16 protein-coding genes are annotated in these 18345 nt (G+C 39.3%); 6 read left to right on the forward strand and 10 right to left on the reverse strand.

The window, feature by feature from the left end; all coding sequences use genetic code 11:
• Positions 1–5: 5 nt before the first annotated feature.
• Entirely contained in the window at positions 6–1013 is a 1008-nt protein-coding gene (locus CH361_RS17685) for a sensor domain-containing diguanylate cyclase (RefSeq protein WP_100792148.1), read from the forward strand.
• Positions 1014–1033: 20 nt separating this feature from the next.
• On the opposite strand, the gene CH361_RS17690 is transcribed toward CH361_RS17685, so the two are convergent.
• From CH361_RS17690 to CH361_RS17715, 6 genes are all read right to left on the reverse strand, one after another.
• Positions 1034–1576 (reverse strand): DUF6428 family protein, encoded by a 543-nt coding sequence (locus tag CH361_RS17690; RefSeq protein WP_100792149.1) that lies wholly within the window; start codon positions 1574–1576, stop codon positions 1034–1036.
• Positions 1577–1587: 11 nt separating this feature from the next.
• Positions 1588–2010, reverse strand: a complete 423-nt coding sequence (locus CH361_RS17695) for an arsenate reductase ArsC (protein WP_100792150.1) — start codon at positions 2008–2010, stop codon at positions 1588–1590.
• The gene (locus CH361_RS17700; RefSeq protein WP_100792151.1) at positions 2003–2350 is read right to left on the reverse strand and encodes an ArsR/SmtB family transcription factor; all 348 of its coding nucleotides are present in this window, start codon (positions 2348–2350) and stop codon (positions 2003–2005) included. The genes CH361_RS17695 and CH361_RS17700 overlap by 8 nt, the downstream gene beginning before the upstream one ends.
• Positions 2351–2497: 147 nt before the next feature.
• Positions 2498–3307 (reverse strand): hypothetical protein, encoded by an 810-nt coding sequence (locus CH361_RS17705; RefSeq protein ID WP_100792152.1) that lies wholly within the window; start codon positions 3305–3307, stop codon positions 2498–2500.
• 29 nt (positions 3308–3336) lie between these two features.
• Positions 3337–4299 carry an NAD-dependent epimerase/dehydratase family protein gene (locus CH361_RS17710; RefSeq protein WP_100792189.1) on the reverse strand — a complete coding sequence of 321 codons (963 nt, stop codon included), beginning with the start codon at positions 4297–4299 and terminating at the stop codon, positions 3337–3339.
• A complete protein-coding gene (locus tag CH361_RS17715; protein ID WP_100792153.1) occupies positions 4296–5474 on the reverse strand; it encodes a DUF445 domain-containing protein in 1179 nt (392 codons plus the stop codon). Before CH361_RS17715 ends, CH361_RS17710 begins: the two co-directional genes overlap by 4 nt.
• Before the next feature lie 284 nt (positions 5475–5758).
• On the opposite strand from CH361_RS17715, the gene CH361_RS17720 reads away from it, so the two are divergent.
• Entirely contained in the window at positions 5759–9490 is a 3732-nt protein-coding gene (locus tag CH361_RS17720) for a Cna protein B-type domain protein (protein WP_100792154.1), read from the forward strand.
• 124 nt (positions 9491–9614) lie between these two features.
• On the opposite strand, the gene CH361_RS17725 is transcribed toward CH361_RS17720, so the two are convergent.
• Together CH361_RS17725 and CH361_RS17730 are read right to left on the reverse strand one after the other, a co-directional pair.
• The gene (locus tag CH361_RS17725; protein WP_100792155.1) at positions 9615–10397 is read right to left on the reverse strand and encodes an ABC transporter ATP-binding protein; all 783 of its coding nucleotides are present in this window, start codon (positions 10395–10397) and stop codon (positions 9615–9617) included.
• A complete protein-coding gene (locus tag CH361_RS17730; RefSeq protein WP_100792156.1) occupies positions 10390–11862 on the reverse strand; it encodes an HDOD domain-containing protein in 1473 nt (490 codons plus the stop codon). The genes CH361_RS17725 and CH361_RS17730 overlap by 8 nt, the downstream gene beginning before the upstream one ends.
• Before the next feature lie 100 nt (positions 11863–11962).
• Here CH361_RS17730 and CH361_RS17735 point away from each other — a divergent pair, with 100 nt between their 5' ends.
• The gene (locus CH361_RS17735; protein WP_244279949.1) at positions 11963–12175 is read left to right on the forward strand and encodes a hypothetical protein; all 213 of its coding nucleotides are present in this window, start codon (positions 11963–11965) and stop codon (positions 12173–12175) included.
• On the opposite strand, the gene CH361_RS17740 is transcribed toward CH361_RS17735, so the two are convergent.
• Both CH361_RS17740 and CH361_RS17745 read right to left on the reverse strand, forming a co-directional pair.
• On the reverse strand, positions 12172–13434 hold the full coding sequence (locus CH361_RS17740; protein ID WP_100792158.1) for a 6-hydroxymethylpterin diphosphokinase MptE-like protein: 1263 nt from the start codon (positions 13432–13434) through the stop codon (positions 12172–12174). The two genes, CH361_RS17735 and CH361_RS17740, sit on opposite strands and share 4 nt — an antisense overlap.
• Positions 13435–13605: 171 nt before the next feature.
• Positions 13606–14079, reverse strand: coding sequence for a DNA primase (locus tag CH361_RS17745; RefSeq protein WP_100792159.1), 474 nt, complete (start codon positions 14077–14079; stop codon positions 13606–13608).
• 147 nt (positions 14080–14226) lie between these two features.
• Here CH361_RS17745 and CH361_RS17750 point away from each other — a divergent pair, with 147 nt between their 5' ends.
• From CH361_RS17750 to secA, 3 genes are read left to right on the forward strand one after another with little or no spacing between them, the layout of a single operon-like run.
• Positions 14227–14808, forward strand: a complete 582-nt coding sequence (locus CH361_RS17750) for a hypothetical protein (protein ID WP_244279950.1) — start codon at positions 14227–14229, stop codon at positions 14806–14808.
• Positions 14805–15494 (forward strand): type 1 glutamine amidotransferase, encoded by a 690-nt coding sequence (locus CH361_RS17755; RefSeq protein ID WP_100792161.1) that lies wholly within the window; start codon positions 14805–14807, stop codon positions 15492–15494. Before CH361_RS17750 ends, CH361_RS17755 begins: the two co-directional genes overlap by 4 nt.
• A 10-nt stretch (positions 15495–15504) precedes the next feature.
• On the forward strand, positions 15505–18261 hold the full coding sequence (gene secA, locus CH361_RS17760) for a preprotein translocase subunit SecA (RefSeq protein ID WP_100792162.1): 2757 nt from the start codon (positions 15505–15507) through the stop codon (positions 18259–18261).
• The last annotated feature ends 84 nt before the right edge of the window (positions 18262–18345 follow it).

Raw genomic sequence — 18345 nt, forward strand, 5'->3', positions numbered from 1 at the left:
TGACTATGGAAAACTTCTCTGATTCAACATTAGAAAAAATACTAAAGCTACAAACAGAATTAACAAAAGCAAAACCGGACGTTCCGCAGCTTTTGGAACTCATCACTCTTCGGGCTAAAGAAATCACTAACAGTGATGGAGCTGTTTTTGAACTTGTAGAAGGTGATGATTTAGTTTACCGTGCGGCCAGTGGGACGGGAGAAAAACAGATTGGGTTAAGAATTCCAATGAAAGGAAGTTTTTCAGGACTAAGCCTTCAGTCCAAAGAAACTTTATATTGTTTGGATTCCGAAGTTGATGACCGAGTCAATCGAGAAGCATGTCGTCGTGTCGGCCTTCGGTCTATGATTGTATTACCTTTATACTTTGATTCCGACGTTCTAGGTGTATTAAAAGTACATAGCACGGAAGTTGATTTTTATTCGTCTAACGAAATTTATGTGCTAAATATGTTGTCTGGGACAATGGCTGCCATTTTACATAATGCATATCGTTGGGCAGAAAAAGAAAAAAACCTCCAATCTATGATTTATTTAGCAAGTCATGATTCTCTTACGGGAGTTTACAATCGTTCGGCTTTCTATGATTACTTAAGAAGGGGACTACTTCGGATCCAAAATGATTCTTCTCGTCTGACCATTGCCGTCTTTGATTTGGACGGATTAAAAAAAATTAACGATACTTATGGACATGCGGCTGGAGATTATTTTTTATCTCGGTTTGCCAGTCGGTTTTCTCATTTGTTGCAACACCAGGATATTTTTGCTAGACTCGGTGGTGACGAGTTTGGACTCATTATGATCCACCGTGAATCAAAGGAATCTACCCTTGCTCATGTTGGCAATTTGGCTAAAATGGCTGAAGGAGAAATTCAATTTGATACCGCCAAATTAGAGATCAAAACCAGTTTGGGAGTTTCTTTTTATCCAGAAGATGGAGCTGAGCCAGAGACCTTAGTTTCTATCGCAGACGACCGTATGTATGAAAACAAAAGGATTCGAAAAAACGGATAAATAAGAGGAGCGAAACTCCTCTAACAACATCCTGCTGGTTCTTCTTCCTTTTCCGTTGCTGTTTTTTTAGATGAACAACAAGATGAGTTTTGTTTTTCCAGTTTGGGAAAAGAAACTAAATCTTTTAGTAGACCGCAACTTTCGTTTGCCTTACATTCTGTTTTCCCATCTGCTAATTGGATTCGAAAAGCATGATTCTTAGGTTGCATCTCGGATACAAAATACTGTCGCATTGCGATGTTATCGTTTCCAAATTCAATTCTTAATCTGGCATCATCAGGAATCAACATTGAAGTTGATACTTTTTTAAGAATAGAGTTTACTTTTCCAAGTGTCATAAACTTTGTATTTTCTTTTGTTTTTGGTTCTAACACTTGTAAAATAATATCAAACCAAGAATCCGATTTTCCACCACAATCCACAGATTGGATGTTTGCTAGTTTGAATTCGGTGATATGATAGTTCGGAAATATAGTTTGGTTTTTTCCATATTCAAATTCCAATTGAAGTTCTGGATATAAATCCAAATTGGTTTTAAAATCCTTCCAAGTTTGTGTTTTCATTTTATATTCTCCTATAATTCATTCTTTACAAAGGTTTCACTATATTCCCGTATTTCTTCTCTCGTGTTTGTAAAGGCAGTTTTGATCTCTTCTTCTGAACCTATCTTTTTAGAAGGATCAGAAAAGTTATGATGGAAACGTTTTGCATTGGATGGAAAATACGGGCAGTTTTCTTTGGCGTGATCACAAACGGTGATTAGGAAATCAAACTCGATGTCTTTGTATTCACCTATGTGATTGGAAGTGTGGTTGGAAATATCAATCCCGGCTTCTTTCATCGTCGCGATGGCCTTGGGATTCACGCCGTGAGTTTCGATTCCTGCGCTGTACACATTTGCTTTTTCTTTTGCATAGAAACGCATCCAACCTTCTGCAATTTGGCTTCGGCAACTATTTCCCGTACAAAGGATTAAAATATTTTTTGGATCACTCACAACAGTTTACGTCCTTGTTATTTTTGAATGTTGTTATGAATTCGATGTATTTTGAAAACTCGTCAAAGGCTTTAGAGAAGTTTTCCCAATGGATGCAATAACAAGAAGAGGTTCCTTCTACATCACCTTTGACAAGTCCCCCTTCTTTCAGTTCTTTTAAATGTTGGGAAACCGTTGATTGGGCCAGAGGTAAAATCTCTACAATCTCGCCACAAATACAGGATTGTCGTTTAGCCAGAACTTCTAAGATGGCCAACCTTGCAGGATGGGAGAGAAGTTTGGTAAAAGAGGAAATCCTTTGGGCGGTTTTCGGGAATTCTGTTTTTTTATTTTGAGCCATCGTTTATCGCAAATATACGATAAATAAAGATGATCAATCCCGTCAAGATAAATTGAGTTCAATTCGAGGAAGAATGCCCCCGGGGAATCCAGGGGAAAGTCTGTAGAAAAACAGGATTGTTTTTACGAAAAGATTGTTGGAGAGATTTTATAATCCCGAACTGTCGGGGATGACCACAGGTTCATCAGAGGTAGGGGTGTCTGGTTTGACATCAGCCGAAGTGTAACCGTTGTCATTTTGAGGTTTTGGTCTGTTGTCCCATTCCCCTGGATTTGGTTTTTTGTTCCCTTCCACGGAAAACAACCAACCATCATCTTCTTTATTTCTGGCACCTTGTTCATGCGGATAGGAATCAATAGGTCTTATGGTAATTGAAATGTATTGGATGATCCTTTCGTCTTTTACTGGATCTAGATACGATAAACTGTCGTTACGCCATCTGTTTTTCGTGCGAGTTTCTCTCCGGAAACTTTTCATCACCAAATCCAAATCTTTGGAATACTTTGCAAAATAGGCTCTTGGCGTTTTTGCTTGGATTACGTAATACAAGCCACCTTTTCTATGAAATAAAAATCGATTGGAAACAAGTTGTTTATGTTCAGTATAGTGTAACACAACAAAGACGGATTCATCAAATCCCGCCACTTCGTTCTCTAACATTTTTTCACGAACAAGTTTTAAATCAGGATATTTTGTTAGGAATGTATCTACCGTTTCTTCAATGAACCGGTCAATGTCATATTCTTTTGTACGACGAGCGACATCGATTTGGAGAATGGCTTCTCGATTGGTTTTGGAAAATTGGACACGAACTGTATCGGGATGCCTTAAAACGGACTTAGCCCAACCTCTTGGATATTCAAATGCGAAACCAAGTGAATCTTCGATCCAAGTTGCTGCATTCAAATGAGAAAGAGTAAGACATAATAAAATAAGTAGGCTAAGTCGCTTTTTCATACTTAGAATATCGGCCCTCAGTACCTTGATTATTGATAGTCAGTGAGTCCTTTTCGTAAATCTCGTTCTGGAAAAATTCCCAAATTTTCCCAAGACTTAGAATCATAAATCGCCACAGATTCTAATAAGGGTTGGAGAGGAGATCCATGAAAGGGTTTTCTTCTGACCAAAGCCAAAAATTGGAAGATCAGTTCTACGATTTTTGCCCAGAAACCACCTACGGGAACGGGGAAGAGAATTTTTTTGGCAATTCCCAGTTCTTGGAAGGTTCGAATCACTTGGTTTACGGTCACAAATTCAGGGTGGGAAAAAACATAAATTGGCTTTGGTGGTTTGCCAGCTAATGTTTGTTTGGCCCAGGTAACTAATGCGTTTATGGCATCGGCTATATGTAAAACAGACTTTTCCCGTGTAGAGGAAATGTAGGGATACACTCTTTGATTCGAGAGGGACCTCAGTTTTGAAATAAAACTTTTGGTCCCCTTCCCATAGATACTTGCCATCCGAAATATAGAATAAGGTCTCTCCGCATTGATCACATAGTTCTCGGCAAGCGCCTTGGTTTTTGCATAAATGGTTTTTCCCATTCTTTCGCTATTAAGATTCAACTGAATTTCTTTGGATCCATAAACAGAAACAGAACTCACAAATCCAAAATGAGGAATGTTATTTTTTTTTGCAAATTCCACAAGTAGTTTCGTGGAGTTAACATTGACCTGGTGGTAAACTTCTTCTGTTACTTTTGCACCTGAAACAACGGCAGCAAGATGAAGGATTAAATCAATGGACTCTGGAATTAAAAACTCTTCGGGATGATTGATTTGTGAAAGATCTCTTTCGTAAAATTTAAAGTTCTTATGAAACCGAATTGAATCAGGAAAATTTACATAATTTTTTCCGATCGCAATCATTTTATAATCTTCAATTAGTTCTTTTAATAGTTCTTTTCCAAGAACACCACTCCCTCCGGTGATGAGAATTGTTTTTGTCATACGAGAAATACCATTTGAAACCAACCCACAACTGCACCGAGTGCAGCTCCTACTAAAATTAATAACAATTCATCTTCTTGGAAGGCTGATCTTAAGATCGACTCAAATTCCTTGGGAGGAAGAGCCGCCATTCGGTCTCCCATCATTGATTCTATTTCTAAAGCCGTACCCAAATATTCTTCTAAGTGAAAGGACTTTTCTACAGCATTGTCGGCCATAGCGCGAGCGATCCTTTCTTTTGCAGATTCAAACTCTTCTATTTTTCCCGTCGCATAAAGTGCTGGTTTCGCTAGAAACGTAACTGTATCCACGTGATGGATCACTTCTTTGCGAATGATATCGATGATATCTTTGGAAGCCTTTCCAAAGATGAGTTCCGATAAAATATTTTCAGGTGTTAGGATTTTTTCACTCACTAACTTTGCATAAAGTCTAGAAACTTCCGTTTGTCTTTTTAAAAACAATCCTTGGTAAGTAAATATTCCTAAAAATTTTTTAGGAAGTAGGGGACGAAAGATCATCTCAAGTGCTAGATAGTTTGTGAGGTAGCCTACAATCACTCCTTGGATGGGTAGAGTCCAAGCCAAAGGAAAATAAATCATAAAAATCATTTGGACAAGACCCAAAAGAAATCCAAAATAAAAACCAGAACGTTCAATGAATCGAAATTCTGGTGCCCCGACTTCTTGGAAAAGTTCAACAACAAGACCAACATTCTTTCCGGATAATTTTTTTAAAACTAAGGCCTTTACATCAAAAAGAGTATCGATGTCTTTTTGGAGTTTTCTAATGACCTTTCGGATTGTGACTCCGCTTTCCCTTTTGACTTTATGATAGATTTCTTCTCGGACAAATTCAGGAATCATCTCCCAAAGTTTAGGATCCAAACTATTGGAAAATTCTATGATCGTATAGCGAATGCTAGGTTCCAAAACGGGTAAAAATACCGACTCTGCTTTTTTGGGATCTACTTTTAAAAAAACTTCTTTGATATTCAGAAGGCGTTCCGTGATCACATCTACGGATTTACTGGCCATTTTATGAGCTTTTCTAGGGATGATACCTTGCCAGCCCAAATAGGGAGGGATTCCGACGAACTGAAGGGGGTAGAAGGTCATTTTCAGGGCAAGCCAATTCGTTACCCAACCCACAAATCCGTAAGTAAAGGGAATCATGAGGAGTTTCCATTGTTCTGCTGTCAGCCCATTCTCCCACATCCGCTATGAGTAAGTACTAAGGTTGGGGGCAAAGGGCAATCGAAATTCCTTTCCAAGGGTGATTTTTCCCTTAAGTTGCGTAACTTTTGTTATTTTTTTGCCGATACCCCTAAAAAAGGTTTGATTTGTGTACGAAAACAGACTACAAATTGTACACTTCGGTAGTTTTTAGGAATTTCCCGAAGTCTATTGAAAAGTCAGTGGTTTTTCCACAAAGCGAATTTTAATCAGAGGGTAAGTCAATGCGTGTTCGAGGAATCGTTACAGTTCTCGTTCTCCTATCATTAGCAGTTGTGGGTTGTTCCCGCAAAAAGAAATCCATGCCGTTTTGGTTCTTATTGGGAACTGGTGGTGCGGTCTCCGATGCACGAGATGGTTTGGCTACTCCTCCCGATTCGAATGGGGTTCCCCTTCCTACTCCTGGTGATTCTGTTGGTGAAACAGATCCAGATGAAGTTCCAGGTAACAATTCCGAACAAGAAGTACCAACGCATGGTCCTGCTCGCGTGATTGGAACCATTGTTCCTGTTGTAGCCGGTGTTCCTGCCAACGTTGTTTGTGGAAATCCTGGTGCTCCGGCAGCTCCCGCTTGTGTTGATCTTACTTTAATCGCTGTTAAAATCGAGGTTGCCAATGGAGAGACGAACACACTTGTTGCGTCGACCTATGCAGAATCCAATGGTAAATTCCAATTCGACTTAACTGACCTTCCTAACAATAACTATCGAGTACTCATCAATACCGGGTATGGACTCAATTATACTTACCAAGATTTTTCTTTTGTTTTTGATCCTACACAAAACCCTTACACTTTGGTGAATGTCGGAAACCTTCTCGCCGAACGTTTGTATTATGGACAAGGTCCGGCTCAGTTTGTTGGTGTCGTGACTAGTCCTGGATTCTCGGGTGGCGGGGTTACGGTTCCTGCAGGTCCAATTGCAGGGATCACTGTTTCCATCATTGATTCCAATGGAAATACAGTTGGTACAGGGGTCACTGGTTCCAATGGATCTTATGTAATTAATATCAATCCTCTCCCTAACGGAAATTATACGGTAGTTTACTCTGGTGATTCCGTCGAAGTATCAGGCCAACCCTTTGCCAATACTACTGAATTCATTCACTATACCTTTCCAGGAACCAATCCTAATACTGTAGCACAAGTTGATTTGGGAGAAACAAGTCTTCCTTGGATGGCAGCAACAGAAAGTGACCTTCATCTAACGGGAAATATACTGAACGGTGCAGTTCCTTCTGATTCTACCACCGTGTTCACAATCAAACTTAAGAACGAACAAGGTGCCGTTTTACAATCAGTTCAAATCACTGGGAATGGAAGTTTTGCCATCGAAGGAAGTTATCTGACCAACGGTGTTTACTACCTAGAAGTATCCAACCCTGTCTTTTACACAGTATCTCGATCCTTTTTGTTTACGGCTTCTCCCACTGGTGGAACCAAGAATGTTGCCCTTACGGATCCGATTTACATCATTGCAAAACCTTCTCTTGTTACTGGATTTGTGAAAGATGCGAGTGGAAATCATGTGGCAGGTACTGTGATCAACGTAAGACCATCGGCAAACCAAGCACCGTCTAGACTTGTTTATTTGAAAGATGATCCGACCCTCGGTAGTGCGATTAAACTTTGGATTGCGGAAGCTCTGAGTGCAGTCGCAGGAACAAACTGTTCTTTAAATCCAACGGGTTCTATTTGTTCTTGTGCTGTCAATCCAACTGCTGCTTGTTTGGTGACCGTACAAGGATCTGGCCCATGGGCGTACCAAACTTACGGAAACAAACTCTATGAAGTAAATCCAACTACTAAAGAAGTATCCTTTCTCGGAGCTAGTGGTCTTTGGGCTTATTATATCTCTGCTCCTGGGTTTGAAAACTATTGTGGGTCTAATGCTTCTCCTTGTTCTTCTAATCCACTCCAAGTGAGTTTGAACGGAAACAACTACAATGCAGGAACGATTTCGCTCACTTCTATTGCTACTCGTTCCCAAATCCTTGGATCTATTTCTGTTCGTGACACAGCTCCGACAGCAAATTCAGTCCATACAAACCAATCAGGACTCTTTGTCGTTTTACTTGGAAATACTTCTTTAGATGGATCTGCATTGGCTCACATTACAACCACTTCTGCAGGACAGTTTAGTTTTGGTGGTAGTTCTTATGTTGTAACTCTGCCTGCCATCCTTCCTGTTCCATTTACCAATGATGAAACTGGTCGTGTGGCTTATGCACTCTACCAATTGGGTACTGGTGCGGCAACAACTCTCGCACAATCACCTAATATTGCCAGAGCGAATGATAGCAATGCATCCATTGATGTCATCAATGGAAACGAATACAATTTCCGCCAAAGTTCTTACCAACTGGTAGTTGTGGACCGAGTGGCTCCTTCTTATCAGTCCAGTTATTTATCTTCCACGAGTTTGGGTGTAGATACCTCTACAGTGGCAACAAACCAATATGCTTCTACTCCAGCCGTATTCAATGTGAACGGAACTGTATTACATAGCCCAAGGGCTACTGTAACCGGCATTGTGACTGATGCTGTTTCCACGCAAAACGTCAGCGGAGCTACGGTAACCCTTGGACGTCTGGTGGGTGGTAACTTTACTGCGGATGTTCGTCGGGACTGTTCTGGTGGATTTGATTCTCCGAATTGTTCTGTTTCCTCTGCTAGAACATCTGGTTCCGACCAAGTAGTGGGATCTGTTTCTTCACAATCAAATGGAAGTTATAGTTTCCCATTTCTTTCTCCAGGTTCTTACCAACTCCGCGTGGAAAAAAATGGAATCACCACTTACTTCCCTGTAGAAGTGGGAACTGGTGGGGGAACCGTCGTTGTCAATACTCCTATCATTACCAATGATGGTCGTGGTCATTTATCTGGTTCTGTTAGAACTCCAGGTGGTTTCTCTTTCCTTGGAACTTATTCTCTAGAGATTGTGGATCCGAATGGTGGAACACTTCGCCCATCGGCAGGGGTGCAACCTGCTTCGATTGCAACGGGAGCCACTATCTTCTCTAATGCCAGCCAATACACGATTTTTAACATCAATGCAGGTCGTTGGAAAATTCGATTTGTATCGGCAGGTTATGCATCAGTGGAAGGGATTGTGGACATCCAAGCAGATGTGACCACAAACTTTGATATCATTACCTTTGTTCCAGGAAGTCAAACTAGCGGTTCGATTTCGGGACGTGCTTTGTCTGCCTTGTATAACACGGGAGTTTGTAACCTAACAGCTCGTATCCGTCCAGGTGTGAACGTCAAATCGGGTGCTTATGCGATTGATGCCAGTGGTGCGACCATTGCTTCTGTCAAAACATCCACAGATGGATCTTATGTGATTCCTTCCGTGCCACCAGGTAATTATACTTTAGAAGTATCTGGGTCTGGAAAACGTGGAGATTGTACCTCTGTATCTGAGAACTATTCCACAACTTACAGGACGGTAGTCTCTGCGGGTTCGGAAACACCTCCTAATCAAAACATCTTAGTGACACCAATCCTTCCTGATAACGAGATGCGAGTGGTTCTTTCTTGGGGTGCGAAACCTCGTGACTTGGATTCCCATTTACAATATGGAAATTCTGCCAATAACAGAATCGTTTGGAATAACAAAACTCCTCTTGGTGCTGGTAACGGAAGTTTGGACTATGATATCACAACAGGATATGGTCCAGAAACCATCACACTCCAAGGTTCTGTTTGGAGCCAACCAAACCGTTATTACAGTATTTACAATTGGTCTGGTGAAGCTCTTATGGGAATCTCTGGTGCCAATGTTCGGATCTTTAAAGGAAGTGTCGGTGAAGTGAGAAATTATTCCATCGCGCCAAACCATTCTAATCGTTGGTGGAAAATCTTCTGTATTGCACAAGACAAAACTATTTCTGATGTGGGAACGGCAGGTTGTAATGCCTCCAACTTTATCGAAAAGTCGATGTATTCTAACTAATCGACAAAGGAATATTCTAAACTGTATCCAAAGTCTGGATGCAGTTTGTAATCGAGGGAAAGGTAAGAGAAATTCAAACGGTTCTTAACGAAAGGTTTGAGATACTTATACTGGGGGAACTCTTTTAGGAAAGGACAGTAACAGAATACTGTCCTTTTTTTTCGCTTACTTGCAAATCTAGATCATAAAGTTGTGATAGATTCTGGTCTGTTAACACTTCGTTTTTATTCCCAAAACTAATCACATTTCCTTCTTTGAGTAATAACACCTTTGAAAAGTCTTCGGGGATTTCTTCGATTCTGTGGGTGATGAGAATTCTTGTGAGTTTGGGATTGTTGTTTTTCAACTGGAATAGAGATTTTCCAAAATCAGTTCTTGCCGTGATGTCCAAGGTGGCCGTGGGTTCATCGAGTACTAAGATTTCCTTCCCCAAACCAAAGGCACGTAGAAGTAATACCTTCATTTTTTCCCCAGAAGAGAGTGTAGAATAAATTTGGTTTCTTTTATGACTTAAACCTATTGAGTTTAACAAGGATTCTGCGGTTTTTTCTTGTAGTTCTGTTGGGTCTTTGTAAAGTCCTAGAGTTCCTATCACACCAGTGAGTACCATTTCAAATGTGGAAAGTCTTTGTAATAAAGATTCTTGGTGACCAGGTTGCACCATCCCAATGCGATTTTGTAAAGGAGCCATCGGTGTCTCGCCATAAGTTTCACCAAAGGCGGAAATCGAGCCAGTAGTGGGCCATGAATAACCAAAGAGTAGATTGATGAGCGTTGTTTTACCAGCTCCGTTCCTACCGATGATGGCAAGAGAATCACCTTGGTTCAGTGAAAAATTAACATTGTCTAAAATCTTTTTGTCTGTTCTTACAAAAGAAACAGAATCAAAACGTATCACTTCACTCATTCGATTTTTTAAATAAAAGTTCGATTTTATTCACTGCAGCAGAGAACACATCGATATTATCTAAATTAAATTTTGCGAGTAGGATTTTGTCAATCGCATAGAAACCTTTTTTCTGTTCATGATAATCTGCCATCATATTTGCCATATAGATGACTTCTACAAGATCACGAAGTTCCGGTGGTGCTAAAAATGGTTTGTGATGGTACTCAATGGCAACACGTAGATCCATTGGAAATTCCCATTTTTCGGCAAGTAAAGCTCCTAGTTGCGGGTGGCTTAGTCCAATTGCCATCTCTTCTAAAAGGGTTGAGTTTCCAGAATCAACCCCTCTTTGATAGGTTTCTAATTTTTTAAAGAAACCTCGATCCACGGAAAGTAAAAGGAATTTCCCTATATCGTGTAACAAGGCACTGACGGCAATGATATCGGCGATTTTATTTGTATGGTTGTTTTCAGTTGCCAAGTACCTTGCATAATAACTGCAACGACTGGAATGATCCCAAACATCCATCATCTTACCATACTGACCATCCATAATTTTACGAACTCCAGAAACATAGAGTAGGTTTCTTAGGTTTTTTAGTCCGACAACTTTGACCGCTTGTAAGATAGAGCTTACTTGGCTTCTGTTGGCAAAAAAAGCAGAGTTGGATAGTTTTAATAGGTCAGCAGAAAGAGCAGGGTTCTTTTCGATTTCTTGAGAAATCATATGTAAATCAGAATCTGGATTGTTACAGAGCTGAATGATTTTCGTAAGTGAATGCGGCAGTGGCGGAAGGCCATCAATTTCGTTGAGAAGTTTTGTTTTTAAATCTGTTTGGATTTCTACTGGTGTAGTGACTTCTGGTACAGACAGTGTAGCGCGTGTTATTTTGTCATTTGTGAAGATTTTGAATTTTTCAGAACCAATTCCTGAGTTTTTTAAAAGTAGTTGGATGAGTACTAACCCTAAACCGGCGGACTCCGTACTGTCTGAAACATCGGTAAAAGCATCAGACAGGTCATTATAATTTTTTGCGACTTCGATCCTTCGATTAATTCTTGCTAGTTCTTCTTTCGTGATGGGTGCGTTGTTTTCAACAGCGAAGTGGATAGACTTTCCTTCCACTTTCATGAGTAGACTAATGTAGTAATTTCCGCCGTCTAACCGCTCCAATTGTTCGTTCCATTTCATGATGATGTTTTCTTGGAATCGGGACATTCCCTTAGCATAATCACCGGCATTTTGGATGTCTAAATTTTCACGGGTAAAATAATCACGTTTTGCGTTTGCTTTATTGGCATTCATCAGAAGTTCTTTTAGGACAGTAAAGATGACTTCTACTAAATAAAGTTTGTCCATATACCCCATTACATGGACAAGTAATGCGTATATCTCCTGATTTTGTTCTTCTGTAACAAAGTAAAAGTTAATTCTAGATTCTTTTGCGGTTTCTAATTGAGAGATAATATCTTGAAAATTCACAAACGCTTTTTCCCGTAACACTCTTATATTTTAAATTCTTTTGGACGCAATAGATATTTTTTTCCCATCAATTTCTATTTTGTCCCAGGGTAATTGTATAGTGATTACAACAGTGGAGGAAATCACTATGGATATGTTAGACCAAATGAATTTGCATTTACTTATGCAAGAGAGGTTGGAAAAAATTTTAGAAGATCTCGAAAAAAGACCTAAGGGAAAATCGAAAAAATCAAAATCTTTTGATCGAATTCCCGCAAACAAAGAACGTGCTGAGTGGAATTTACAAGAAATACCAGTTCTATTCGGTGCTTAACTTAGTGAAAACCGCAACCAAGTGTTAAGAGTTTTCCTATGGATGATGCCGGAATGGTCTTGGTCAGCCCACTTTGCCAATTCCGCTAACGATGGGGGAAATCCCTGAAATGATTGGAGAGAATGTTCCCTTCCTTTCGTAAAGGAGAAAGGTTTTTCTTTGATTTCAGAAAGAAATTGAATGTTTGATGGAGATCCTTGTGGATTGATTTGGTTCCAGGCTGTTTGATTTTTTCCCTTTCTCTCACCAGAATACAAACGTTTGGTGGTAAGTTCTAAACTCTTTTTCCTATTCGTTTCTGGTAAATAATATCTTTCGTACCCAGTCCCTTTGCAATGAGACTTCCCACGTTCTGCAAGGTAACTAACCCCACTCACAAAAAAATCTCTTTGTTCCATTTTATCAGTAATAGCTAGAACCATTCCAAATAAATTCAAACTAGGATTAGAATAGTGGGGCCACTCCTTTCCACTGGTTTTCATTAGTAGGTGTTCTACTATTTGATCTAGAGGATGTCCGGTATTTACCAAAATTTTTGGATTCGGGAGTTCAAAAATATGTGCCGATCCACCTAACCAAGTGATGATGGGGATGTCTTTTGGAAGATCCACTAAAAAATGATATGTGGTTCCCCGACCAGAATCAAAGGAAACAATATAATCGGGGATAATTCCATTGGGTAATAGATATCCAACTGAGGTATCACTTGCAAAAATTAGAAAATGTTTACGTTCCTCTTTGATCTTTATGAGATCCAATTCTAAACCTGGACTGGCACCGATGAATAGAACGGAAGTTTTGCTTTTTTGGAATGATTGGAACCATTCAATGTTAGTTTTTGAACTGGCTAAGTTCATCCTATTTTTTAAATAGTTATGAGTCCAAACTTTCTGAAAATGTTGGATGGTGTTTTGGTTTACCCCGCTCGAAGATAATTGTGATTGGAAATGGTTTTGGCAGTTTCGAATGAGTTCTGGAAATATTCTTTCATAACTAGGAGTTGTGTACAAACTCCATTTCGATTGGGAAGAAGAGCCTGAGGCATTTGGGAGATTTTTGATTTTTTCCTTTAAATCCAACCAATTCGGGGTGGGCCCCGTTACAAAAAAGAAACTGAATTCCTTGGATATCGATTGTTCTTTTAAAATTTGTATTTCTGTTTGGAATTCTTCTAACTCATAAATCGCCTGGATCGGTTCCCAAAAAACAATAGTTTGGTGACGATTGGAGGATTCTAAGTAAGACCTAACAATATGCAAAGCCCCAATGCCGAGAACAACTGGAATGGAATCATCGCGAACGTTTGAAAGAAATCTCGAAGCCTCCTTTTCAGGGGAGACTCTCGAATGTAGATAAGAATTGTCGGGTGTTTGAAAATTATAGAGAAGTTTGTTTTGAAAGAGGGGAGTTAGAGGAATGGGAGTAACCTCTTAGTCCTCATCATCCTCGTCTGCATCATCATCGTCATCAGAGTCGTCGTCGAAATCATCATCGTCGTCATCTTCGTCTTCATCATCTGAATCATCACCAAATTCGTCTTCAAAACCATCTTCAAGTTCTGGTTTGCGTGCTTCTTCTTCTGGAATGAAATCTTCTTCGATATCTTCCTCAGCGTGTGGCGCAAAAGAGGTTCCAGCAGTGGAAGTAACACCAGCCAGTTTGTCTTTTTCTGCTTGGAGAAGGGCTTTTTCTTCGGAGGAAAGATATTTCCATTGCACCATGTCATTTGTGAGTGCATATAATGCTTGAACTGTTAATTTACGGTTCTTTAATTTTTTAGGGAGAGTGACCTTTTCAATTTTATCGATGGTGCTGAAACCGGCCACGCAAGTTTCGTATTTTTTTTCCCGGCAAAGTTCTATTAAGGATACGATATCGAAGTCTTCTTTATGCGATTGGCTCATGTTTTTTGATTCCCCGGAGGAAGTGAGTGGAATGTTAGACCAGACTGAGGGGTGGGGGTCAGATGTCAAGGGAAAGTTCGAAAACGGGCTTTACAGACCTTCTCCCAGTCCAAACCATGGGGATGGATCGTCCAATATATGGGCTTTATGAAAACCTCCCTCATCTCAATTGTTAGTTTATGTCTCATTAGTTGCGCCCCAGCGAAATCCACCTATTTTGGTGAGGAGAATTGGGTCGGGCTTACCGCAAGTGGTGCCGAAATTTCTTTTTCAAAACTCGAAAAAGAGGAAATCGCCCTCAATGTTTACTCACCAGACTGTGTTCCTTGTTGGAAAGAAATACCCACACTCAATCTCCTGCATGCTGAAATCGAAAGTCAGTTTCCTTCGAAAGCATTGTACATGATTGTGGATCCTTACCAAGTTGTTCCAGATATTTCCGACGATCGTCCGTTTGGTGAAGTCTATCAATTAGCAAAAGAAAGAATGGCGATCGAAGTCAAAAACAGAAAAATTCAAGTTCCTATTGTGTTTATGAAACCACCATTTCGAGTGAAAGAGGGGAGTTTGATTACGGGCACTCCCGAAACGATGTTATTTGTAACAAAACCAATGCGATTGTATTATAATTTTCTCGGTGCGATTTCGGAACAAGTATCGGTAGACTTAATTCGAAGAGATGCAAAGTTTAATTTCTTTCGACACCAATTTGGAATGGAATCATTATGAGAGCAGTATTCATACGATTTATAGATTGTGAAGGACCAGGGATTTTAGAACCCTTACTTCGTGATGCTGGATATAGAATCAGTTATCAAAACGCATACGATAGAAGAATCCATCTTATGCCAGAAATTCATTTAAATTTTGACTTGATTGTAATGTTAGGTGGCCCTCAGTCAGTCGCAGATCCTAATGAACAAGAGTTTTTTAAACCATATTATGATATTGTGAATAATGTTGCGGCATTACCTAACAAAAAACTAATAGGAATTTGTTTGGGTTCACAAATCATTGCTAAGGCATTAGGTGCTAATGTTCGTCCTGGAACGAAAGGTCCAGAAACTGGATTTTCCGATCTCCAAATTTTGAAACAGGAACATCCTATTTTTAAAGGCATAGATAAAGAATCCATTATGGCCTTTCATCTGCATGAAGATATCTTTGATATTCCTGTTGGCGCGGAACATTTACTTGCTAGCGAATATTACGCGAATCAAATGTTTGCCTACAAAAACAAAATTTTTGCTTTTCAAACTCATTTGGAACCAACTTTAGAAATGTTGAATGTTTGGCAGTCGGTTCATAAAGATTTTATTGCAAAAGGTACTGGTGATTTTTCTGGAATCGCAGACAAACAAAAAGTAATGGCTGAAACAGCTAATACAATATTTCGAAATATTATAAATTTATAACGGACTCGGTATGTTTCAAAAAATATTAACAATTTTATTCGGCAGTAAGTATGAGAGGGATTTAAAAAGACTAAACCCTATTGTAGATGCTATCAATTCATTTGAGCCGACGATTAAAGCTATGGATGACGAAATGTTGTCCGCGCAGACAAAAAAGTTTAAGGAAAGATTGGTTTCTGGGGAAACTTTAGATGATATATTACCAGAAGCATTCGCCACGGTTCGTGAAGTTGCCTATCGAACTTTAGGGATGCGACATTTTGATGTGCAGATGATGGGTGGTATTTCCTTACATTGGGGAAATATCTCTGAGATGAAAACGGGTGAGGGTAAAACTTTAACTTCTACCTTACCAATTTACCTCAATGCACTATCTGATGAAGGTGTTCATGTTGTTACAGTGAACGATTATTTGGCGAAGAGGGATGCGAATTGGATGCGTCCAGTATTCGAATTTCTGAAAGTATCTGTTGGGGTGATCCAACACGATATGGATCACGAAGAAAGAAAGGTTGCTTATAACTCCGACATCACTTATGGAACGAATAACGAGTTTGGATTCGATTATTTACGTGATAACATGGTGAGTTATAAAGAACATCGTGTGCAAAGACAACATAACTTTGCAATTGTAGATGAGGTGGATTCCATTTTGGTGGATGAAGCAAGGACACCGCTCATCATTTCCGGCCCTGCGGAAGAATCTACAGACAAATATCTAAAAGTAAATAAAATCATCCCTAAACTCATTGAAGGGGAAGACTATGAGATCGATGAAAAAGCAAAAAATGTAATTTTATCAGAAGCTGGTGTTCATCATGTCGAGGAATTGTTAGGTGTTGAGAACTTATACCAAGCGGAAAACATTGAACTTGTTCATCACGTGCAACAGGCTTTAAAGGCTCATAAAATATTTTATAGAGATAAGGATTATGTAGTTCAAGATGGTGAAGTCATCATCGTAGATGAGTTTACCGGTCGTTTGATGAAAGGTAGACGTTATTCTGATGGTTTACATCAATCTTTGGAGGCAAAAGAAGGTGTAACGATTGCTCGTGAATCACAAACATTGGCTTCCATTACTTTCCAAAACTATTTCCGTATTTATAAAAAGTTAGCTGGTATGACTGGAACTGCGGATACAGAAGCAGAAGAGTTCAAAAAAATCTATAATCTGGATGTAATTGTAATTCCTTCCAACTTAAAAATCCAACGCCAAGATATGGCGGATCGTGTTTATAAAACGGAACGCGAGAAGTTCGATGCAGTTGTTAAAGACATCCAGGAAAAAGTTGCTAGAAAACAGCCGGTGCTTGTGGGAACAATCTCTATTGAAAAATCAGAAGTTCTCTCTAAACTTTTAATCTCTCATGGAATTGCACATAATGTATTGAATGCAAAACAACATGAAAGGGAATCCGAAATCGTAGCCAATGCTGGTCGTCCGGGAGCCATTACCATTGCTACAAATATGGCCGGTCGTGGAACGGATATTGTTCTTGGTGGTGCGCCCAAATACAAAGAAGATTTGGAAAAGTTGGATGAACTTTCTGATTCTTTGGGAATCAAGGCAAAAGCAGAATTAGAAGTGATTTATAGTTTTCGCGAACATTTAATCAAACAGAAGTTTGATGATGCAGAATCAAAAATTTCCGAAATTAAAAATGAAAACATCAAAAAAGAATGTAATAAGATTTTAGCAGAAGCAAAGAAATGGAAAGTTGATCATGACTTTGTGATTGGTGCTGGCGGTTTACATATCATTGGTTCGGAAAGACATGAATCCCGTAGGATTGATAACCAGCTTCGAGGACGGTCTGGCCGACAAGGGGATCCAGGTTCTTCCAGATTTTATCTGTCCTTACAAGACGATTTGATGAGGATCTTTGGGTCAGATCGGATTGCTCGCATTATGGATACACTCAAGATGCCGGAAGGCCAAGAGTTAGAACATAATATGGTATCAAATGCCATTGCACGTGCGCAAAAACGTGTAGAAGGTCACAACTTTGATATCAGGAAACATTTGTTAGAGTATGATGATGTGATGAATCGCCAAAGAATTTATATCTACGGAATTCGGAATGAACTTTTAGACAAAGGTAATATGTCGCGAACGATCGCAGACTTCTTTGATGAAGTTGTTGAAAACCAAGTCATTGTTTACTGTGAAGGAAATAACGTAGATGCTTGGGAGACAGATTCGCTAAATGAATGGTTACAAAGTTTAGGAATTTCTGAATCGATTGAGTCAAAGCAGTTTAAAAAAGAATCCAATCCACAACTCAAAGTATTTGAAATCGTTTCTAAATTGGTGAAAGATCTTTATGAATTTAAAGTTTCATCGATAGGAGAAGACGTTTGGAGATCCATAGAAAGAAATGTGTTTTTGGATATTCTTGATCACAGATGGAAAGAACATCTTTATGCAATGGACCATTTGAAAGAAGGGATTTGGACCGTAGGTTATGGTGAAAAGAATCCTTTAATCGAGTATAAATTACAAGGTTTTAAGATGTTTGATCAATTGGTTGAAAATCTTAAAAACGAAGTGGTCTCCTTTCTTTTGAAGATTGAAGTTACTGAATCAGATCGAAACCAAGATGATTCTTCACCGAAAGAATACAAAAAAATTGGCGAAGAACAGAGAGCAGAAGTGGACATGTTTGGGAATGAAATGAAGTCAAACAAATCTAAACCACAAGTATCTTCCACAACTAGCTCAGGCGGAGGATCCGAAAGAAGATCCAGTCGTAGAAAGAAGTAATCGAATCATTATTTCTTTTTAGAAAAGATAATCCAGCTCTTATTTAAGTGAAACATCACTTTGGATGAGAGTTGGATTTTTTTA

The organism is Leptospira brenneri (assembly GCF_002812125.1).
GTDB lineage: Bacteria > Spirochaetota > Leptospiria > Leptospirales > Leptospiraceae > Leptospira_A > Leptospira_A brenneri.

What these genes read in the sequence shown, in the direction of transcription:
- CH361_RS17705 (WP_100792152.1), bottom strand. Translation starts at nt 3,307, where the DNA reads ATGAAAAAGCGACTTAGCCTACTTATTTTATTATGTCTTACTCTTTCT.
- CH361_RS17700 (WP_100792151.1), bottom strand. Translation starts at nt 2,350, where the DNA reads ATGGCTCAAAATAAAAAAACAGAATTCCCGAAAACCGCCCAAAGGATT.
- CH361_RS17725 (WP_100792155.1), bottom strand. Translation starts at nt 10,397, where the DNA reads ATGAGTGAAGTGATACGTTTTGATTCTGTTTCTTTTGTAAGAACAGAC.
- CH361_RS17750 (WP_244279950.1), top strand. Translation starts at nt 14,227, where the DNA reads ATGAAAACCTCCCTCATCTCAATTGTTAGTTTATGTCTCATTAGTTGC.
- CH361_RS17755 (WP_100792161.1), top strand. Translation starts at nt 14,805, where the DNA reads ATGAGAGCAGTATTCATACGATTTATAGATTGTGAAGGACCAGGGATT.
- CH361_RS17745 (WP_100792159.1), bottom strand. Translation starts at nt 14,079, where the DNA reads ATGAGCCAATCGCATAAAGAAGACTTCGATATCGTATCCTTAATAGAA.
- CH361_RS17720 (WP_100792154.1), top strand. Translation starts at nt 5,759, where the DNA reads ATGCGTGTTCGAGGAATCGTTACAGTTCTCGTTCTCCTATCATTAGCA.
- CH361_RS17710 (WP_100792189.1), bottom strand. Translation starts at nt 4,299, where the DNA reads ATGACAAAAACAATTCTCATCACCGGAGGGAGTGGTGTTCTTGGAAAA.
- secA (WP_100792162.1), top strand. Translation starts at nt 15,505, where the DNA reads ATGTTTCAAAAAATATTAACAATTTTATTCGGCAGTAAGTATGAGAGG.
- CH361_RS17685 (WP_100792148.1), top strand. Translation starts at nt 6, where the DNA reads ATGGAAAACTTCTCTGATTCAACATTAGAAAAAATACTAAAGCTACAA.
- CH361_RS17690 (WP_100792149.1), bottom strand. Translation starts at nt 1,576, where the DNA reads ATGAAAACACAAACTTGGAAGGATTTTAAAACCAATTTGGATTTATAT.
- CH361_RS17715 (WP_100792153.1), bottom strand. Translation starts at nt 5,474, where the DNA reads ATGATTCCCTTTACTTACGGATTTGTGGGTTGGGTAACGAATTGGCTT.